General features: G+C 69.9%; 17 protein-coding genes. 11 read left to right on the top strand and 6 right to left on the bottom strand.

Annotated elements, in window-relative coordinates:
• Positions 1-471 precede the first annotated feature (471 nt).
• On the top strand, positions 472-1,836 hold the full coding sequence (locus RT2_RS10295; protein ID WP_083577317.1) for a wax ester/triacylglycerol synthase domain-containing protein: 1,365 nt from the start codon (positions 472-474) through the stop codon (positions 1,834-1,836).
• A gap of 321 nt (positions 1,837-2,157) precedes the next feature.
• Positions 2,158-4,476 (top strand): phosphoenolpyruvate synthase, encoded by a 2,319-nt coding sequence (ppsA, locus tag RT2_RS10290; protein ID WP_072844698.1) that lies wholly within the window; start codon positions 2,158-2,160, stop codon positions 4,474-4,476.
• A gap of 354 nt (positions 4,477-4,830) precedes the next feature.
• Here ppsA and RT2_RS10280 read toward each other — a convergent pair whose 3' ends face one another.
• Positions 4,831-5,346 (bottom strand): flavodoxin family protein, encoded by a 516-nt coding sequence (locus RT2_RS10280; protein ID WP_072844697.1) that lies wholly within the window; start codon positions 5,344-5,346, stop codon positions 4,831-4,833.
• A gap of 124 nt (positions 5,347-5,470) precedes the next feature.
• Here RT2_RS10280 and RT2_RS26375 point away from each other — a divergent pair, with 124 nt between their 5' ends.
• The 3 genes from RT2_RS26375 (at position 5,471) to RT2_RS10265 (ending at position 7,028) form a co-directional block, all read left to right on the top strand.
• Positions 5,471-5,911 (top strand): DUF1918 domain-containing protein, encoded by a 441-nt coding sequence (locus tag RT2_RS26375; protein ID WP_245709263.1) that lies wholly within the window; start codon positions 5,471-5,473, stop codon positions 5,909-5,911.
• A gap of 2 nt (positions 5,912-5,913) precedes the next feature.
• On the top strand, positions 5,914-6,516 hold the full coding sequence (locus RT2_RS26370) for a DedA family protein (RefSeq protein ID WP_255312526.1): 603 nt from the start codon (positions 5,914-5,916) through the stop codon (positions 6,514-6,516).
• A 302-nt stretch (positions 6,517-6,818) separates the two neighbouring features.
• Positions 6,819-7,028, top strand: a complete 210-nt coding sequence (locus RT2_RS10265) for a hypothetical protein (protein WP_092776002.1) — start codon at positions 6,819-6,821, stop codon at positions 7,026-7,028.
• 107 nt (positions 7,029-7,135) lie between these two features.
• Here the strand turns inward: RT2_RS10265 and RT2_RS26805 are convergent, their stop codons facing one another.
• Entirely contained in the window at positions 7,136-7,486 is a 351-nt protein-coding gene (locus tag RT2_RS26805) for a hypothetical protein (RefSeq protein WP_072844693.1), read from the bottom strand.
• Between RT2_RS26805 and RT2_RS10255 the strand changes: the two genes are divergently transcribed.
• Entirely contained in the window at positions 7,474-7,647 is a 174-nt protein-coding gene (locus RT2_RS10255) for a hypothetical protein (protein WP_083577284.1), read from the top strand. The two genes, RT2_RS26805 and RT2_RS10255, sit on opposite strands and share 13 nt — an antisense overlap.
• 37 nt (positions 7,648-7,684) lie before the next feature.
• Here RT2_RS10255 and RT2_RS10250 read toward each other — a convergent pair whose 3' ends face one another.
• Both RT2_RS10250 and RT2_RS10245 read right to left on the bottom strand, forming a co-directional pair.
• A complete protein-coding gene (locus RT2_RS10250; RefSeq protein ID WP_072844692.1) occupies positions 7,685-8,140 on the bottom strand; it encodes a hypothetical protein in 456 nt (151 codons plus the stop codon).
• A 120-nt stretch (positions 8,141-8,260) separates the two neighbouring features.
• Positions 8,261-8,674 carry a pyridoxamine 5'-phosphate oxidase family protein gene (locus tag RT2_RS10245; protein WP_072844691.1) on the bottom strand — a complete coding sequence of 138 codons (414 nt, stop codon included), beginning with the start codon at positions 8,672-8,674 and terminating at the stop codon, positions 8,261-8,263.
• Between the two features lie 31 nt (positions 8,675-8,705).
• On the opposite strand from RT2_RS10245, the gene dprE2 reads away from it, so the two are divergent.
• Genes dprE2 through RT2_RS10220 form a run of 5 tightly spaced genes read left to right on the top strand, consistent with a single transcriptional unit; the run spans position 8,706 to position 12,503 of the window.
• The gene (gene dprE2 / locus RT2_RS10240) at positions 8,706-9,443 is read left to right on the top strand and encodes a decaprenylphospho-beta-D-erythro-pentofuranosid-2-ulose 2-reductase (RefSeq protein ID WP_072844690.1); all 738 of its coding nucleotides are present in this window, start codon (positions 8,706-8,708) and stop codon (positions 9,441-9,443) included.
• Positions 9,440-10,684, top strand: a complete 1,245-nt coding sequence (gene cbiE / locus RT2_RS10235; protein ID WP_072844689.1) for a precorrin-6y C5,15-methyltransferase (decarboxylating) subunit CbiE — start codon at positions 9,440-9,442, stop codon at positions 10,682-10,684. Before dprE2 ends, cbiE begins: the two co-directional genes overlap by 4 nt.
• Positions 10,681-11,430, top strand: coding sequence for a precorrin-4 C(11)-methyltransferase (gene cobM, locus RT2_RS10230; protein ID WP_072844688.1), 750 nt, complete (start codon positions 10,681-10,683; stop codon positions 11,428-11,430). Before cbiE ends, cobM begins: the two co-directional genes overlap by 4 nt.
• On the top strand, positions 11,430-12,167 hold the full coding sequence (locus RT2_RS10225) for a cobalt-precorrin-6A reductase (protein ID WP_072844687.1): 738 nt from the start codon (positions 11,430-11,432) through the stop codon (positions 12,165-12,167). Before cobM ends, RT2_RS10225 begins: the two co-directional genes overlap by 1 nt.
• A 36-nt stretch (positions 12,168-12,203) precedes the next feature.
• Positions 12,204-12,503, top strand: coding sequence for a hypothetical protein (locus RT2_RS10220; protein ID WP_072844686.1), 300 nt, complete (start codon positions 12,204-12,206; stop codon positions 12,501-12,503).
• A 109-nt stretch (positions 12,504-12,612) separates the two neighbouring features.
• On the opposite strand, the gene cobJ is transcribed toward RT2_RS10220, so the two are convergent.
• Both cobJ and RT2_RS10210 read right to left on the bottom strand, forming a co-directional pair.
• Positions 12,613-14,124, bottom strand: coding sequence for a precorrin-3B C(17)-methyltransferase (gene cobJ / locus RT2_RS10215; protein WP_072844685.1), 1,512 nt, complete (start codon positions 14,122-14,124; stop codon positions 12,613-12,615).
• The gene (locus tag RT2_RS10210) at positions 14,124-14,750 is read right to left on the bottom strand and encodes a precorrin-8X methylmutase (RefSeq protein ID WP_072844684.1); all 627 of its coding nucleotides are present in this window, start codon (positions 14,748-14,750) and stop codon (positions 14,124-14,126) included. The genes cobJ and RT2_RS10210 overlap by 1 nt, the downstream gene beginning before the upstream one ends.
• Between the last annotated feature and the right edge of the window lie 12 nt (positions 14,751-14,762).

The following is a 14,762-nucleotide window of genomic DNA, read 5'->3' as shown; positions in this document are numbered from 1 at the left end:
TCGGGGCGTGAGTGAGATGTGGTGACCTACGGCCCTCACCCGGTGGTGGATCACCGCGAAGGGTCGAAAGGAAATGCCGAGGAGGAGGCTGCGTGATGGATGGTGTCCGCCGGTCTCGGATGCGTCGAACGGGGAGGACCGCAGTGCCGAGACCGTAGCCGACGCGAGTTGGTCGACCGGCGGCGTCGTGCAACGCGACACACTGGTGGTGAACGCCCGCTCGAGGGCGGGCGACAGTGTCCCACTGTGGGTCGTTGTGAGCGGGCACCAGAGCACGCCGCCGCGATCTGGATTCGCCGGTATGGCCCGTGGCCTGACTCGCGGTCCGGATTTCTGGCGACCGCATGGAGGACTTTCGGCCGTGTCGAAGCCGCCGGAGTAGGGCAACACTGGACAGGGACGAGCACCCGCAATACGACGAGCACCCGCAATACGGAGCGTGACCCCGTGGCGAAGCCGACCGACCCGTACATGACGCAGACCGACCTGCTGGCGTGGCGGATGGAGCAGGACCCGGTGCTGCGATCGACGATCGTGGCTGTCGCGCTTCTCGACCGGGTCCCGGACTGGGACGCGTTCGTTCGCTTGATGGAGCGCGGCACGAGAGCCGTCCCGATCTTCCGGTACAAGGCGGTCAGCACGTCGATCGGACTAGCGCCGCCGCGCTGGGTCGTCGACCCGGACTTCGACCTGTCCTGGCATCTCCGACGAGCGGCCGTGCCGCCGGCCGGCGGACTGGCCGCGGTCCTCGACTTTGCCAGGACCGCCGGCATGAGTGCCTTCGACAAGGACCGGCCGCTGTGGGAGTTCACCGTCCTCGAAGGACTGTCCGAGGGCCGGGCTGCGCTGGTGATGAAGGTGCACCACGCCCTTACGGACGGGGTCGGAGGAATGCAGATCACCAACGAGATCGTCGACTTCACCCGCTCGGGCACCGACCGCGGACCCGCTCCGCAGCCCGTCGTGCCGGGGCCTGCCGACGGGCGGTCGTCGGCCCTCACCGCATTGTTGTGGCATCTCGACACCGGCGTGCGGCTCCTCCGAAAGGGCGCGTCCGCTCCGGTTGGGATCTCACGGATCCTGACGGCACCACTGTCGACGGTGCGTCGGCTGGCAGCGGTCGCAGGCTCTGTCGCCCGCTTCACCCGGCCGGTGACCACCACGTTGTCACCGGTCATGACCGAACGGAGCACCCGCAGGCAGTTCGCAGTACTCGACATCCCCCTCGACGGTCTCCGCGGCGCGGCAAGTGCGGGCGACTGCACGATGAACGACGCCTTTCTGACGTCCGTCCTGCTCGGGTTGAAGCGGTATCACGCACTCCACGGGGCCGATGTCGCCGAGTTGAGTCTGACGCTTCCGATGAGCCTGCGCGCCGAGTCGGATCCGTTGGGCGGCAACAGGATCACCCTTGCCCGTTTCACCCTGCCGACGGTCGAAACGGATCCCGGTGATCTCATGCGCGCCGTCCGGCGAACGGTGACCGCGTGGCGTGACGAACCCGCCGTGGCGCACTCGTCGTCGATCGCGGCGGTTCTCAATCTGTTCCCGGCGAGGATCCTCGGCAGCATGCTCAAACATGTCGACTTCGTTGCCTCCGACGTGCCGGGCCCGACAATCCCGCTGTATCTCGCGGGCGCAGAGATCTGCGAGTACTACGCATTCAGCCCCACGCTCGGCGCGGCCTTCAACGTGACGTTGTTGTCGTACCTGGGTCACTGCTCGATCGGAGTCAACGCGGACTGCGCGGCCGTGCCGGACCTCTCGTGCCTGGCGGAGTCCCTGGATGCGGGATTCCGAGCGGTCTGCGCCCTGGGTGTCGCGCCCGGGGTGTGAGGTCATGTGGTGCGGGGTTCCTCGATCTCCATGCGCGTGACTCCGGCGACGGTGTGAGCGAGAGCCTGCACCACTCGCTTCTCAGCTTCGAACGAAGGTGGCCCCTCAGCAAGCGCTCGGTGACCACGCCGATCTCGGTGCCCGGACCCACGACTTCGACGGGGGTGGTCATGGCCGACTTGACCACCGTTTCTCGGTCGTCGAGATCAGCTCGCAACAAGTCGGACTCGGCCAGGATCCAACGCGACATGGTGACTTTCTCCCCTCGGAAAGTGGTGCCCGAAGGGTGTTCGCTTGGAGGGGAGCCGAGAGGACGATGTCATGGCACTGCAACATCCCGACACTGACTACTGGCGGGTCACACAACTCGACCAGGTGACATTGCAGGATTCGCCGTTGGTGGGGGGCAAGGCAGCGAACCTCGGAGAACTGACACGCGCGCACTTCCCTGTGCCGCCGGGATTCGTGGTGTCCGCGAGTGCTTACCTGGAAGCATTGGATGCGGCGGGTATCCGTGAATCTGTCCGCGCAGCCAGCGCTGCCGGCCAGAATTCCGAGTCGACCAGCGCCCTCGTTCGAGGGCTCGGCATTCCGGACCTGTTACGCGACGAGGTTGCTGCCGCATATCGCCTGCTCGGAGAGTCGGTACCGGTGGCGGTGCGCTCGTCGGCGCCTGCCGAGGACGGACTCGACATGTCGTTCGCGGGAATTCACGAGAGCTACACGAACGTCACAGGTACCGACGCCGTACTCGACGCGGTACGGAACTGCTGGGTCTCGCTCTGGTCGGATCGGGCGATCGCGTACCGCAGCGTGCACGGTATCGACGACGAACCCTCCATCGCCGTCATCGTGCAAGCCATGGTTCCGGCGGACCGGTCGGGTGTTGCGTTCACCGCCGATCCCAGGACCGCAGACCGTGACCAGATCGTCATCGAGGCTGCGCTGGGTCAGGGTGAGGTGGTGGTGGGAGGACAGGTCGAACCCGACCTGTACGTAGTGGCGAAGGAAGGCCTCCAGCTGACGGAGGTGCGGCTGGGTTCACAGGGATTCGAGATCACGGCAGGGACTGACGGCGACACTCGGGTCAACCTTCCGGCCGATGACTCGCACGAGCGGGTCCTGGACGACAACCAGGTGTGGCAGGTCGCGTCGCTGGCTGCGGCTGCAGAGAACCACTACGGCCGACCCCAGGACATCGAGTACGCCTTCGTGAAGGGGCACCTGTGGATCGTCCAGGCGCGGCCCATCACCACGCTCGATCGCTCCAGCACAAGCACAACAACCACAAGCGCAGCAGGAGGCACGGAGCCGGGCGGGAGCCGGGTCGTCCTCGCCAGTGGCCTGGCTGCCGGTCCGGGGGTTGCGTGTGGACACGTTCGCGTCCTGCACGACCTCAGCGAAGCCGGTCGGCTGACCGACGGCGAGATCCTGGTCGCCCCGATGACGCGGCCGGACTGGGTTCCGACGCTGCGGCGGGCGGCCGCAATCGTCACCGACGGCGGCGGGATCACCTGCCATGCCGCCATTGTCGGTCGCGAACTGGGCCGGCCAGTCGTAGTCGGTGCGCGGACGGCCACCGCCGACCTGGCGGACGGTCAGCTGGTGACCGTCGACGGCGGTTCCGGAAACGTCTACGAGGGCGATGTCACCTCGCTCTCCACCACCGGCCCGGACACCGCCGACGGCGGCGTGGCATCCGTGGCGGCCACGCGAGAGATGCCTGGGCCGCCGGCGGTCGTGACCGCCACCTCGCTCTACGTCAATCTGGCGTCACCCGAGTCCGCCGAGAGCGTCGCAGCGATGGATGTCGACGGCGTCGGACTGCTCCGGGCCGAGTTCATGATCACCACGGCACTCGACGGAACCCATCCTTCGCTGATGATCTCCGAGGGCCGGCGCGAGGAATACGTCGACCGGATGGTCGACGCAATCACCACCATCGCCGCCGCATTCGCGCGTCGGCCAGTGGTCTACCGCGCCGTCGACCTTCGATCCAACGAGTTCGCGGGGCTGCGAGGCGGCGAGGTCGAGCCCGACGAGGACAACCCCATGATCGGCTACCGCGGCTGCTTCCGGTACATCCGGGACCCGGAGCTGTTCCGACTGGATCTCGACGTCCTGCACGCGGTCCGTCAGCGGTACGACAACGTGCACCTGATGATTCCGTTCGTGCGCACGCGATGGGAACTCGAGCAGTGCCTCGGCCAGATCGACGCGCATCCGCTGGGGGCGGACCGGACGATGCACAGGTGGATCATGGCGGAGGTACCGTCGGTCGAGTACTGGATCCCGGAGTACGCGCGCCTGGGAATCGACGGGCTCTCGATCGGAACCAACGACCTCACCCAGCTGGTACTCGGCGTCGACCGTGACTCGGCGACGTGCAGTGACCTGTTCGACACCGCCGATCCGGCGGTCCTCGCCGCCATCGACCGCATCCTCGAACAGGCTCGAGCGTGCGGGATGACGACCTCGTTGTGTGGACAGGCCGTCTCCGAGGATCCCAAGCTGCTGGAACATCTCGTCCGACGCGGCATCACCTCCATCTCCGTCACTCCCGACCGGGCGGTCGCGGCCCGACGTACTGTGGCCGCCGCCGAACGACGGATCCTGCTCGAGGCCGCTCGACGCAGCTAGCAACCCGGGGCGTGATCGGGGATGCAGACCATTTCGCGTGCGGCGGGCAATGCCCTGGTGGCCGCGACCGTCGGCGCGGCGGGTGCCGGAGTCGATATGTGCACGGGTGAGGACAACTGCGTCAATGGTGTCCGGCGGGAAGGAATAGCGCCGTAGTTCAGCGTCTCGAGGCTGCGCGACCCCTGGAACAGGCTGCAGTCCAGCCTGGTGTGCCTGCCCTCCGACACAATCTCCGTGCACGAGCCGGTTGCCGTCCTCGCGGCCCCGTGAAAGGTGAGGTTCACGCCCTTCGCCATGGCGACCTCCTTCTCCGAAATGGACAGAGCGTCACCGCGGCTACGCGGGCGAGCACCCTCACTGCTGTGCAAGCGAGCGCCCCCACTGCTCGGCTCGAATCTCTTCGCCGTCCTCGAGGCGCGACTCCTTGTCGACGAGGAAACTCTCCGACTCCGCGACGAGATCGAATCCCAGGTGCCGAAGCTTTCTCCCGATTCCCTTCGATGCTCTCCCGGTCAGGAACGCGGGCGCATCCACTCGGGTGTCGAACGCGACTGCCTTGCCGTGGGTGGGTGCAAGCGACGAAAGCCATTCCCGGATGCCTTCGCTCGCTGCATCCGGTTCCAGTGTCACCGTGCTGTCGGGTTTGCCGGCCGTCTCTTCCGCGCTGTGACGTGTCGATTCGCGACTCATCCCGTGTACGTGTGTCGGCCCTCCGACGATTACCAGGTCGTATCCAGACAGATCCTCGTCCCGTGCCTGCGACACCGGGACGGCCTTGACCGAACTGAACGGTGCGATGCCCCGGGCTATCGCTTCCGCGACGCGATGAGTGTTCCCGAACATCGACTCGTGGACGACGAGTGTGCGCATGACGATTCCTCCTGTGCCGAGCACTGGTCGGAACCAAACCACGGACTGGGTGCGATCCTCCGACTCGGGTTTCACTTCTCAGTGTTCCATCGACCACCACAGCCCGAGCAGAGCACAAAGTCCTGTGGCCGAACTTCTTTCGTCGGTCCGCTCCCACGTCGGTGTGACCGCACCAGGTGATGTCGAGGCCCCGACAGGTGCCCAAAGCCTCTTCCTCGGTGTGGCGCAAGGCGCGACGATCGAACGACGACACACAAATACCGATCTTGTCGGGTGGTGGCGGACGGAGAAGGGAATGCACGCGGAACCGGGGGACTGGCTGGTGATGAAGGGAACGATCGTCGGCGCACCGGACGAGATCGGGCAGATCGTCGAGGTCCGTTCGGCGGGCGGTGGGCCACCGTACTTCGTCAGATGGCTGCGCAACGACCACGAGGCGCTCGTCTTTCCGGGACCGGACGCGCATGTGGTGACCGCCGCCGAGAAGCTGAAGGCGGACAGTTGCGAGCGGCGCCGCATTGTGGAAGTCCAGCAGGCGATTGCTCGAAAACCGCACGCAAGCTGAGTGTGAAGGTTGAGGGCCGCAGTGTGGGCGGCAGCGGTAGCCCACCGGAAGAAGGAACGGTCCGCTCTCGGGTCGCCGCATCGACGAGCCGGTGCTCCGGTGCGCCGGGCGCCGTCGCGGCCGTTTCTCGGCGGACAGGGGACCTTGTGCTCTGCCGCCGTGCACGGGTGAGGAGAAGGCTGGCCTGCAGTCGAGGTGGGCACCCGCCCACAACGTCACCTCGACAGCATCTCGGTCCGCGGCTGTTGGACGGGCCGGCCATCGCCCGGCGTCGCGCCCGTATCGACTCTGCCCGAGATCTTCTGGCACGTCGCGGTGGCTCGGCGGTGTTCTTCGGCCGCTTTGTTGTGTTCACGCGAGCCGCGGTGCCCTTGCTGGCCGGGATTTCGCGCATGCCCTACCGCCGATTCCTGGCCTTCAACGCACTCGGCGGCCTCGTCTGGGGCGTCGGCTTCGTTGTGCTCGGCTTCGTCGCGGGGAATTCGTATGCCGCCGTCGCCGATGCCGTCGGCCGTACTACGGCGGTTGTGGTCGGGGTCATCCTGCTGGGCATTGTCCTGGTCTGGCGGTCGAGGGTCCGCCGCCTCCGGCGGACCGGCGCCTGATCCGGTGACTACATCGGCGGTCGGGGCCACCGAGTTTGTCGTCGAGGTCCTCGAGCCCTACAACGAACCGGACAATCGCCGTATGGTCAATAGCGTTCCTGAAGGGAATCCACCGGAGGGCACCACTTCAGAGGCGGAAGCCGCTCGGACAACGAATGCGATCTGACATACCGGCCGGAACGGGCGGGAAGATGCAACCGACACACAACGGCGAATAGACCACGATGTCCGCCCACGAACCAGACGAGCACCCCGACCGGGCGGTGCCATCCGGGTCGGCACGGCCGAAGGACCTTGGTGACATGGCGCTGATGCTCGGCGCACTCTCGCTCGTGGCCTTCTGGAGCTTCGGAGTCGGTGTCCTCCTGGGGTTGGGCGCGGTCGTCGCCGCGGCGGTCGCCCGAAAACGCGCCGTCGCCGCACACCGGCCGGTCACCGTGGAGGCGATCCTCGGCGGGCTGACCGGGCTCGTTGGAATCACGGCCGGTCTGTTGTTTCTCGCCGCCGTCTGACAGGTGTCGCCAGGACTCCGTTGGGCGGAGCTGGGGGCGGTGCGGAAGTTCTCTGCTGCCGGTGACCACGGACCCTGATGTGCTCGGTCACCGACCGGCTTCACCCGTCAATGCGAGTCCGGCCGCCGGGTCTTCGCGCTGACGCGAATCTCTGCGGCAACCGACGCGATGACGAGGGGCAGGGCGGCGGACACCGCCGGTGACAATCCGATGCCGTAGCCGAGGTCGTCCGCTTCGACCGCGTAGACAACCGCGCGGCGGGGCTCTCGGCCAAGGGCGGCGGCCAGGGCCAGTGCTGCTGTGATGCCCAGTCCGTGTGAACTGGTCGGCTGAGCGCTGCCCAGGGCGGAGGAGGCCGCGACGCGGTATATCCGCCCCGGCTGCGGCGGCCGGCAGACGACGCGGTTGACGTTTCGGTCCGCAGCGGCGTGACGCCGGGGACAGCATGGTCGCGGCAATCACGCTGTCGTTGGCGCGGGGGCAGTCCCTCTCCAACGCTGTGCGATTCGGAATTGCCGCCGGCGCGGCAACTCTCATGAAGCCGGGCACCGCGCCGTGCAGTCTCGACGAGGTCGACCGAATCTTCACACAGGCGAGAAGTCACCTCATCCGGCGGTGAACAGTGCCGCCGCTCTCGCCGCCGCCTTCCGGGTCCGTCACGCGATGAAGTTGCCGAATGTCGGGTTGGCCTGGCACAGCGGCTGGCTGCCGAGGTTGATCGACCCGAACAGCGTCGCCATCACGTTGCCGCGGCCGGTGTAGACGGTCTTCGCCAGGTACGGGTAGCTGCCCTCGAGGTTCGCGATGCCGGTCTGACCGGTGTCGGTGTTGATCCACGCGACCGTCACCTGGGCGGCGGCCGGGATCGGCGGGGCGGCCGGGAACGAGGCAAACCTGATCTCGCCCGGATTGATCCCCGGTTCCGGCCCGGACTGCCCGGTCCCGCCGGTCAGCGACATCAGGCTGCCCTGATTGGGGCAGCCGATGGTCAGGGCCGGGGGACCGAACGGGTGCGGGGGAAGGGCCTGACCGGGGGCGGCGAACAGGGCCGCGGCGGCGAGCGGTGCCGTCAGGGCGGTGATCCGGAGAATCGAAGTACGTCGAGCGCCCATGGCTGCTCCTAGGTCCGATGCGAGGCGCTCGGCCCTGCGCGGTCCGCCGATCGGAGAGTCGGCCGCCGAACGCGATTGTGACTCAGCTCACCCTAGCGCCGTAAGACTCACCCGTCGAGATCAGCGGCCGAGCAGGGTGGCCAGCCCGAGCGCCCGTCGGACACTGATCTCGATGACCACCCGGGTCGGGTTCTCCCGGGGCTCGCGGTACCGGCCGGCGTAGCGGGCCACCGCCTCGGCGACCTCCGCCGGATCGTCGCTGACCCGGGCCGGCCCCTCGAGGGTCAGCCACCGGGCGCCGTCGATCTGGGTGACGGCCGCGTAGCCGGCGCGTTCGGCGTTGAGCGCCTTCTGCGAGCCGCCGTTGGTGATCACCCGCACGAGTTGGCCCTCGTGGTCCCAGGTGAAGCCGACGGCGACCACGTGCGGGGTGCCGTCGCGGCGCAGGGTCGTCAGGGTGGCGAGGTGCCGATCGCGCAGGAATGCGTGTGCCTCGTCGGACAGGTCGGCGGGGTTGAAGGGGGTGCGAGCCATGGGCCGACCGTAGTCGAGGACACTTGAGGCCATGAGTGTCGGATCGGTAGTCATCCTCGGCGGCCGCAGCGAGATCGGGCTCGAGATCGCCGCGAGGCTTGCGCCCGGCAGGCCGGTGATCCTGGCGGCCCGCCGCAGCGGCGACCTGGAGCGCGAGCGGGCCGGGGTCCTCGCGGCGGGTGCCACGTCGGTCGAGACCGTCGAGTTCGACGCCGACCACCTCGCCGACCACGGCCGGGTGCTCTCGGAGATCGTCGAACTCGGCCCGATCGACGTGGTGGTCCTCGCCTTCGGCATCCTGGGCGACCAGGCCCGCGCCGAGACGGACGCCCAGCACGCGGTGAACGTCATCCACACCGACTTCGTCGCGCAGGTCGGCGTGCTCACGCACCTCGCGCAGCTGCTGCGCGCGCAGGGGTCGGGGCGGATCGTGGTGTTCTCCTCGGTCGCGGGCGCCCGGGTGCGGCGCGCGAACTACGTGTACGGCTCGGCCAAGGCCGGGCTCGACGGCTTCGCCAGTGGGCTCGGCGACGCGCTGCACGGCAGCGGTGTGCGGCTGCTGCTGGTGCGTCCGGGCTTCGTCATCGGCCAGATGACCGAGGGCATGACCCCGGCGCCGATGTCGAGCACCCCCGGTCAGGTTGCGGATGCGGTGGTCAAGGCGCTGCGCCGGGGCCGCGAGCGCGTGTGGGTCCCCGGCATGCTGCGTCCGGCCATCTTCGTGATGCGGCTGCTGCCGCAGGCGATCTGGCGGCGGATGCCGCGATGAGCCTGCCGGTCACCGTCGTCGGCATCGGCGCCGACGGCTGGGACGGCCTCTCGCCCCGCGCGCAGCGGGCCGTCACCGACGCCGAGGTCCTGATGGGCTCGACCCGGCAGCTCGGCCTGGTCCCGGAGTCCTCGGCGCGGCGGGTGCCGTGGCCGTCGCCGATGGTGCCCGCGCTGCCCGCCCTGTTCGACGAGCATCGCCAACGCCGGGTGTGCGTACTCGCGAGCGGCGACCCGATGTTCCACGGAGTCGGCGTCACGCTGTGCCGGGTGCTCGGTCCCGAACGGATCCGGGTGATCGCGCATCCCTCGTCCGTCTCGCTCGCCTGTGCCCGGCTGGGCTGGCCGCTGCACGAGGTGCCGACGGTGAGCCTGGTGAACCGGCCGGTCGCCACCCTGACACCCGAACTGCGCGACGGCGCTCGGGTACTGGTGCTCAGCAACGACCAGCACACCCCGTCGGCGGTCGCGGAACTGCTGCGGGAGGGCGGTTTCGGCGGCAGCCGGATGGTGCTGCTCGAGCAGCTCGGCGGGCCGGCGGAACGGGTGCACGACGGGACCGCGGACCGTTGGCCGCCCGAGCCCGGCGACCCACTGAACGTGATCGCCCTCGAGGTCCGGGGCTCGGGCGCCACGCCTCGGCTGACCCGGATCCCGGGCCTGCCGGACGCCGCGTACCGGGGCGACGGGCAGATGACCAAGCACGAGGTGCGGGCGCTGACGCTGAGCGCGCTCGCGCCCGCGTCCGGTGAACTGCTCTGGGACGTCGGCGGCGGCTCGGGCACCATCGGCATCGAGTGGATGCGCAGCCATCCCCGTTGTCGCGCGGTCGCGTTCGAGCGCGAGCCGTCACGGGTCGAGCAGATCCAGGACAACGCGTCGGCGCTGGGCGTTCCGGCGCTGGCCGTGCGGGGCAGCGCGCCCGCGGCCTTCGACGCGGAGGCGGCCGGCCCGGACGCGATCTTCGTCGGCGGCGGCGTCACCCAGGACGGCCTGCTCGACGCCTGCTGGGCGCGGCTGCGGCCGGGCGGGCGGATGGTCGTAAACGCGGTGACCGCGGAGTCGGAATCGCTGGTGCTGCAGTGGCACTCGCGGCTCGGCGGCGACCTCCGCAAGTTCCAGGTCTACCGCGGCGAACCGCTCGGCGGATTCACCGCCTGGCGGCCCCAGCTTCCGGTCGCCCAGTGGTCGGTGTCAAAGCCCAGCTCCGTGACAGAGACGACAGAGGAGTCGAACCAGTGACCATCCACTTCATCGGAGCCGGGCCGGGTGCCGCGGACCTGATCACCCTGCGGGCGGCGCGGGTCATCGCCGCCAGCCCGGTGTGCCTGTACGCCGGCAGCCTGGTGCCCGCCGAACTGCTCGACACCTGCCCCGAGGGCGCCGAGGTCGTCGACACCGCCCGGATGAGCCTGGACCAGATCGTCGACAAGCTCGTCGAGGCCGACCGTGCCGGGCTCGACGTCGCGCGCCTGCACTCCGGTGACCCGTCGATCTACTCCGCTGTGGCCGAACAGGTTCGCCGGCTCGAGGCCGCCGGCGTCGGGTACGACATCGTGCCCGGGGTCCCCGCATTCACCGCGGCCGCGGCGGCGCTCGGGCGTGAGCTCACCGTCCCGGGGGTGTCCCAGTCGATCGTGCTGACCCGCGTCTCCACCCTGTCGACCGCGATGCCGCCCGGCGAGGACCTGCGGTCGCTCGGCCGCAGCGGGGCGACGATGGTGGTCCACCTGGGCGCGCACCGGATCGAGCAGATCGTCGAGGAGCTGTCCGAGAGCTACGGCTCCGACTGCCCCGCCGCCGTGGTCGCGTTCGCCAGCCGCCCCGACGAGGTGGTGCTGCGGGGCACGCTGGCCACCCTGGTCGAGCAGGTCCACGCGGCGGGGATCACCAAGACGGCGGTGGTGATCGTCGGCCGGGTGCTGGCCGCGGAGGGCTTCCCGGACAGCTACCTGTACTCGGCGACCCGGTCCCGCGCGACGCACTGATGCGCCGCGTCCTGGTGCTCGGCGGGACCCGCGAGGCCCGCGACCTCGCGGCGCTGCTGCACGCCGACCCGGCGGTGTCGGTGGTCTCGTCGCTGGCGGGCCGGGTGCGTGAGCCGGTGCTCCCCGTCGGCGAGGTCCGGGTCGGCGGGTTCGGCGGCCGGGACGCCCTCGCGGAATGGATGCGGGGCAACCGGATCGACGCCGTGGTCGACGCCACCCACCCGTTCGCGACCCGGATCACCGCCAACGCCGCCTGGGCGTGCGCGCGGGCGGGGGCGGCGCTGCTGGTGCTGCGCCGGCCGGAATGGGTTGCCGGGGAGGGAGATCGGTGGCACGCGGTCCGCGACCTCGCCGAGGCCGCACGCGAGGTGCCGGCGCTGGGGCGGCGGGTGTTCCTCACGATCGGGCGTCAGGGCGTCGACGCGTTCGCCGGCGCGCCGGGCCGGTACCTGGTCCGGGCCATCGACCCGCCGGAGGTCGCGATGCCGGCCGAGGCGACGCTGCTGCTCGACCGCGGACCGTTCACCCTCGAGTCGGAGATCGCGTTGATGCGTGAGCACCGCATCGAGGTGCTGGTGACCAAGAACAGCGGCGGCGCGCTCACCTCCGCGAAACTCGGCGCCGCCCGGGAACTGGGCGTTCCGGTGCTGATGGTGGCCCGTACACCGGTGCCGCCGGGGGTGGCGTCGACCTCCGATCCGACGGCCGCCGCACGCTGGGCGTCGGGAGTAGCGTGAGGCACGGGGGACGCCCACCCGAGTGAGGAGAGCCTCGTGACTGCATCCGAGCACCACCAGCACACGGACCACGACCACGTCCACGGACCCGAGTGCGGCCACGTGGCGGTGCCGCACGGCGACCACGTCGACTACGTCCACGACGGACACCTGCACCGGGTGCACGGCGACCACGTCGACGAGTGCGAGAGCGCGGGGCACACCGTGCACGGCGAACACGAGCACCACCACGGCGAGGGATGCGGTCACGTCGCGGTGCCGCACGGCGACCACGTCGACTACATCCACGACGGGCACCGTCACGCCCCGCACGGCGACCACTACGACGAGCACTGACGCAGCGCCGGGGCCCGCACAGACCTTTTGCCCCCGTCACACCGGAATTGGGCGTCCAACGGGGGTGTGACGCGGCGAAAGCCCGTGTGCGGGGCGCCCGGTCGAGCCGCTAGCCCGGGTAGCGCCGCGGCGTGAAAACCCGCGGGCCGGTCGCGCTCTGCACCACCGTGGTCAGCGACGAGCCGATGATCAGCAGGCAGCGCATGTCGATCTCGGCGGGGTCGAGTTCGCCGAGGGTGACGATCCGCACGCTCTCCTGCGGTCCGGCGACGTCGCGGCCGATGATCACCGGGGTCTGCGCGGAGCGGTGCTCGAGCAGCAGGTCCCGCATCGCGCCGACCTGCCAGGTCCGGGACTTCGACGCCGGGTTGTAGACGGCGATCGCCATGTCCGCCGCCGCGACCGCGGAGATCCGCTTGGCGACGATGTCCCACGGCTTGAGCCGGTCGGAGAGGGAGATCATTGCGTAGTCGTGGCCCAGCGGCGCGCCGACCCGGCTGGCGACGGCGTGCGCGGCGGTCATGCCGGGCAGCACCCGGACCTGGACGTCGGACCACTGCGGCTCGGCGCCCATCTCGACCACCGCGGCGGCCATCGCGAACACGCCGGGGTCGCCGGAGGACACCACGACCACCCGGGCGCCGCGCTTGGCGAGGTCCAGGGCCATCGCCGCGCGCTCGGACTCGACCTTGTTGTCGCTGGCATGCCGGAGCTGGCCGGCGACCATGGGTACCCGGTTGACGTACGTGGTGTAGCCGACGATGTCGGTGGCGCGGGACAACTCGTGGCGCACCTCCGGGGTGGTCCACGCGTCGTCGCCGGGACCGAGGCCCACGACGACAACCTCGCCCGGACCGCTTGCGGGCGTCGCCGCGGGGTTGTTCGACGGGCTCGGCACCAACGCGATCGAGAAGTAGGGCACCGAGGACTCGTCCACGTCGGCGGCCGAGAGCACCCGCTGATTCGCCGTGCTGGCCCGTTCGACGTAGCTGGCCTCGGCGAGCCGCCCGGAGTCCTCCAGCGCCTGCCGCACCGCCGGATACGTCCGGCCCAGCTTGAGGATCGCGGCCGAGTCGGTCTCGCGGAGGCGCCGGGTCAGCTCCGCGACGGGCAGGGTGCCGGGCAGCACGGTGAGCACCTCGTCGCGCTCGACCAGGGGCCGGCCCAGCGCCGCGGAGGCCGCGCTGATCGAGGTGACACCGGGGATCACCTCGGCGTCGAAGCGATCGCACAGCCGCTTGTGCATGTGCATGTAGGAGCTGTAGAACAGCGGGTCGCCGGCGGCAAGCAGGGCCACCGACCGGCCGGCCTCGAGGTGCTCGGCCAGTCGCTGCGCGGCCGACTCGTAGAACTCGTCGATGGCGCCCTGGTAGCCGCCGGGATGGTCGACGGTCTCGGTGGTCACCGGGTAGACCAGGTGCTCCTCGAGCTGACCCTCGCGCAGGTACGGCGCCGCGACGGCCCGCGAGATGCTGCGGCCGTGCCGGGCGCTGTGGAAGGCGATGACGTCGGCCTCGGAGATGATCCGCGCGGCCTTGACCGTCACCAGTTCGGGGTCGCCCGGGCCGAGCCCGATGCCCCAGAGCTTGCCGGCGGCAACCTGGGTCGATGCGTCGGCCATCACTCGACCTCGGTGGCGATGGCGTTGAGGGCGGCGGCGGTGATCGCGCTGCCGCCGCGGCGGCCGCGAACCACGAGGTACTCGGTCTCGCCGCTGCGCGTGATCAGGTCCTCCTTGGACTCGGCCGCGCCGATGAAGCCGACCGGGCAGCCGATGATCGCCGCCGGCCGGGGCGCGCCCTGGTCGATCATGTCGAGAAGGTGGAACAGCGCGGTCGGTGCGTTGCCGATCGCGACCACCGCGCCCTCGAGCTTCGGGCCCCACAGCTCCAGCGCCGCGGCGGAGCGGGTGTTGCCCAGCTGCTCCGCGATCACCGGGACCCGCGGGTCCGCCAGCAGGCAGAGCACTTCGTTGTTGGCGGGCAAGCGCTTTCGGGTGACCCCGGAGGCCACCATCGTCGCGTCGCAGAGGATCGGGGCGCCGGCGCGCAACGCGGCACGCGCGGCGGAGACCACACCGGGGGAGAAGGCGACGTCGTCGACGAGGTCGACCTGGCCGCAGGCGTGGATCATCCGCACCACCGTCTGCGAGACGTCCGCGGGGAACCGGGTCAGGTCAGCCTCGGCGCGGATCGTGGCGAAGGACTGACGGTAGATCTCTGCCCCGTCGCGGATGTAGTCGGTCATGCGGACCACGAT

This window comes from Rhodococcus tukisamuensis NBRC 100609, from assembly GCF_001894985.1.
Taxonomy (GTDB): Bacteria; Actinomycetota; Actinomycetes; order Mycobacteriales; family Mycobacteriaceae; genus Rhodococcus_G; species Rhodococcus_G tukisamuensis.
This window is presented reverse-complemented; position numbering and strand designations above follow the sequence as displayed.

Coding starts and splice junctions, on each gene's coding strand:
- RT2_RS10295 (WP_083577317.1), top strand. CDS start 472: ATGACGCAGACCGACCTGCTGGCGTGGCGGATGGAGCAGGACCCGGTG.
- ppsA (WP_072844698.1), top strand. CDS start 2,158: ATGGCACTGCAACATCCCGACACTGACTACTGGCGGGTCACACAACTC.
- RT2_RS10280 (WP_072844697.1), bottom strand. CDS start 5,346: ATGCGCACACTCGTCGTCCACGAGTCGATGTTCGGGAACACTCATCGC.
- RT2_RS10265 (WP_092776002.1), top strand. CDS start 6,819: ATGGCGCTGATGCTCGGCGCACTCTCGCTCGTGGCCTTCTGGAGCTTC.
- RT2_RS10255 (WP_083577284.1), top strand. CDS start 7,474: ATGGTCGCGGCAATCACGCTGTCGTTGGCGCGGGGGCAGTCCCTCTCC.
- RT2_RS10250 (WP_072844692.1), bottom strand. CDS start 8,140: ATGGGCGCTCGACGTACTTCGATTCTCCGGATCACCGCCCTGACGGCA.
- RT2_RS10245 (WP_072844691.1), bottom strand. CDS start 8,674: ATGGCTCGCACCCCCTTCAACCCCGCCGACCTGTCCGACGAGGCACAC.
- dprE2 (WP_072844690.1), top strand. CDS start 8,706: ATGAGTGTCGGATCGGTAGTCATCCTCGGCGGCCGCAGCGAGATCGGG.
- cbiE (WP_072844689.1), top strand. CDS start 9,440: ATGAGCCTGCCGGTCACCGTCGTCGGCATCGGCGCCGACGGCTGGGAC.
- RT2_RS10225 (WP_072844687.1), top strand. CDS start 11,430: ATGCGCCGCGTCCTGGTGCTCGGCGGGACCCGCGAGGCCCGCGACCTC.
- cobJ (WP_072844685.1), bottom strand. CDS start 14,124: ATGGCCGACGCATCGACCCAGGTTGCCGCCGGCAAGCTCTGGGGCATC.
- RT2_RS10210 (WP_072844684.1), bottom strand. CDS start 14,750: ATGACCGACTACATCCGCGACGGGGCAGAGATCTACCGTCAGTCCTTC.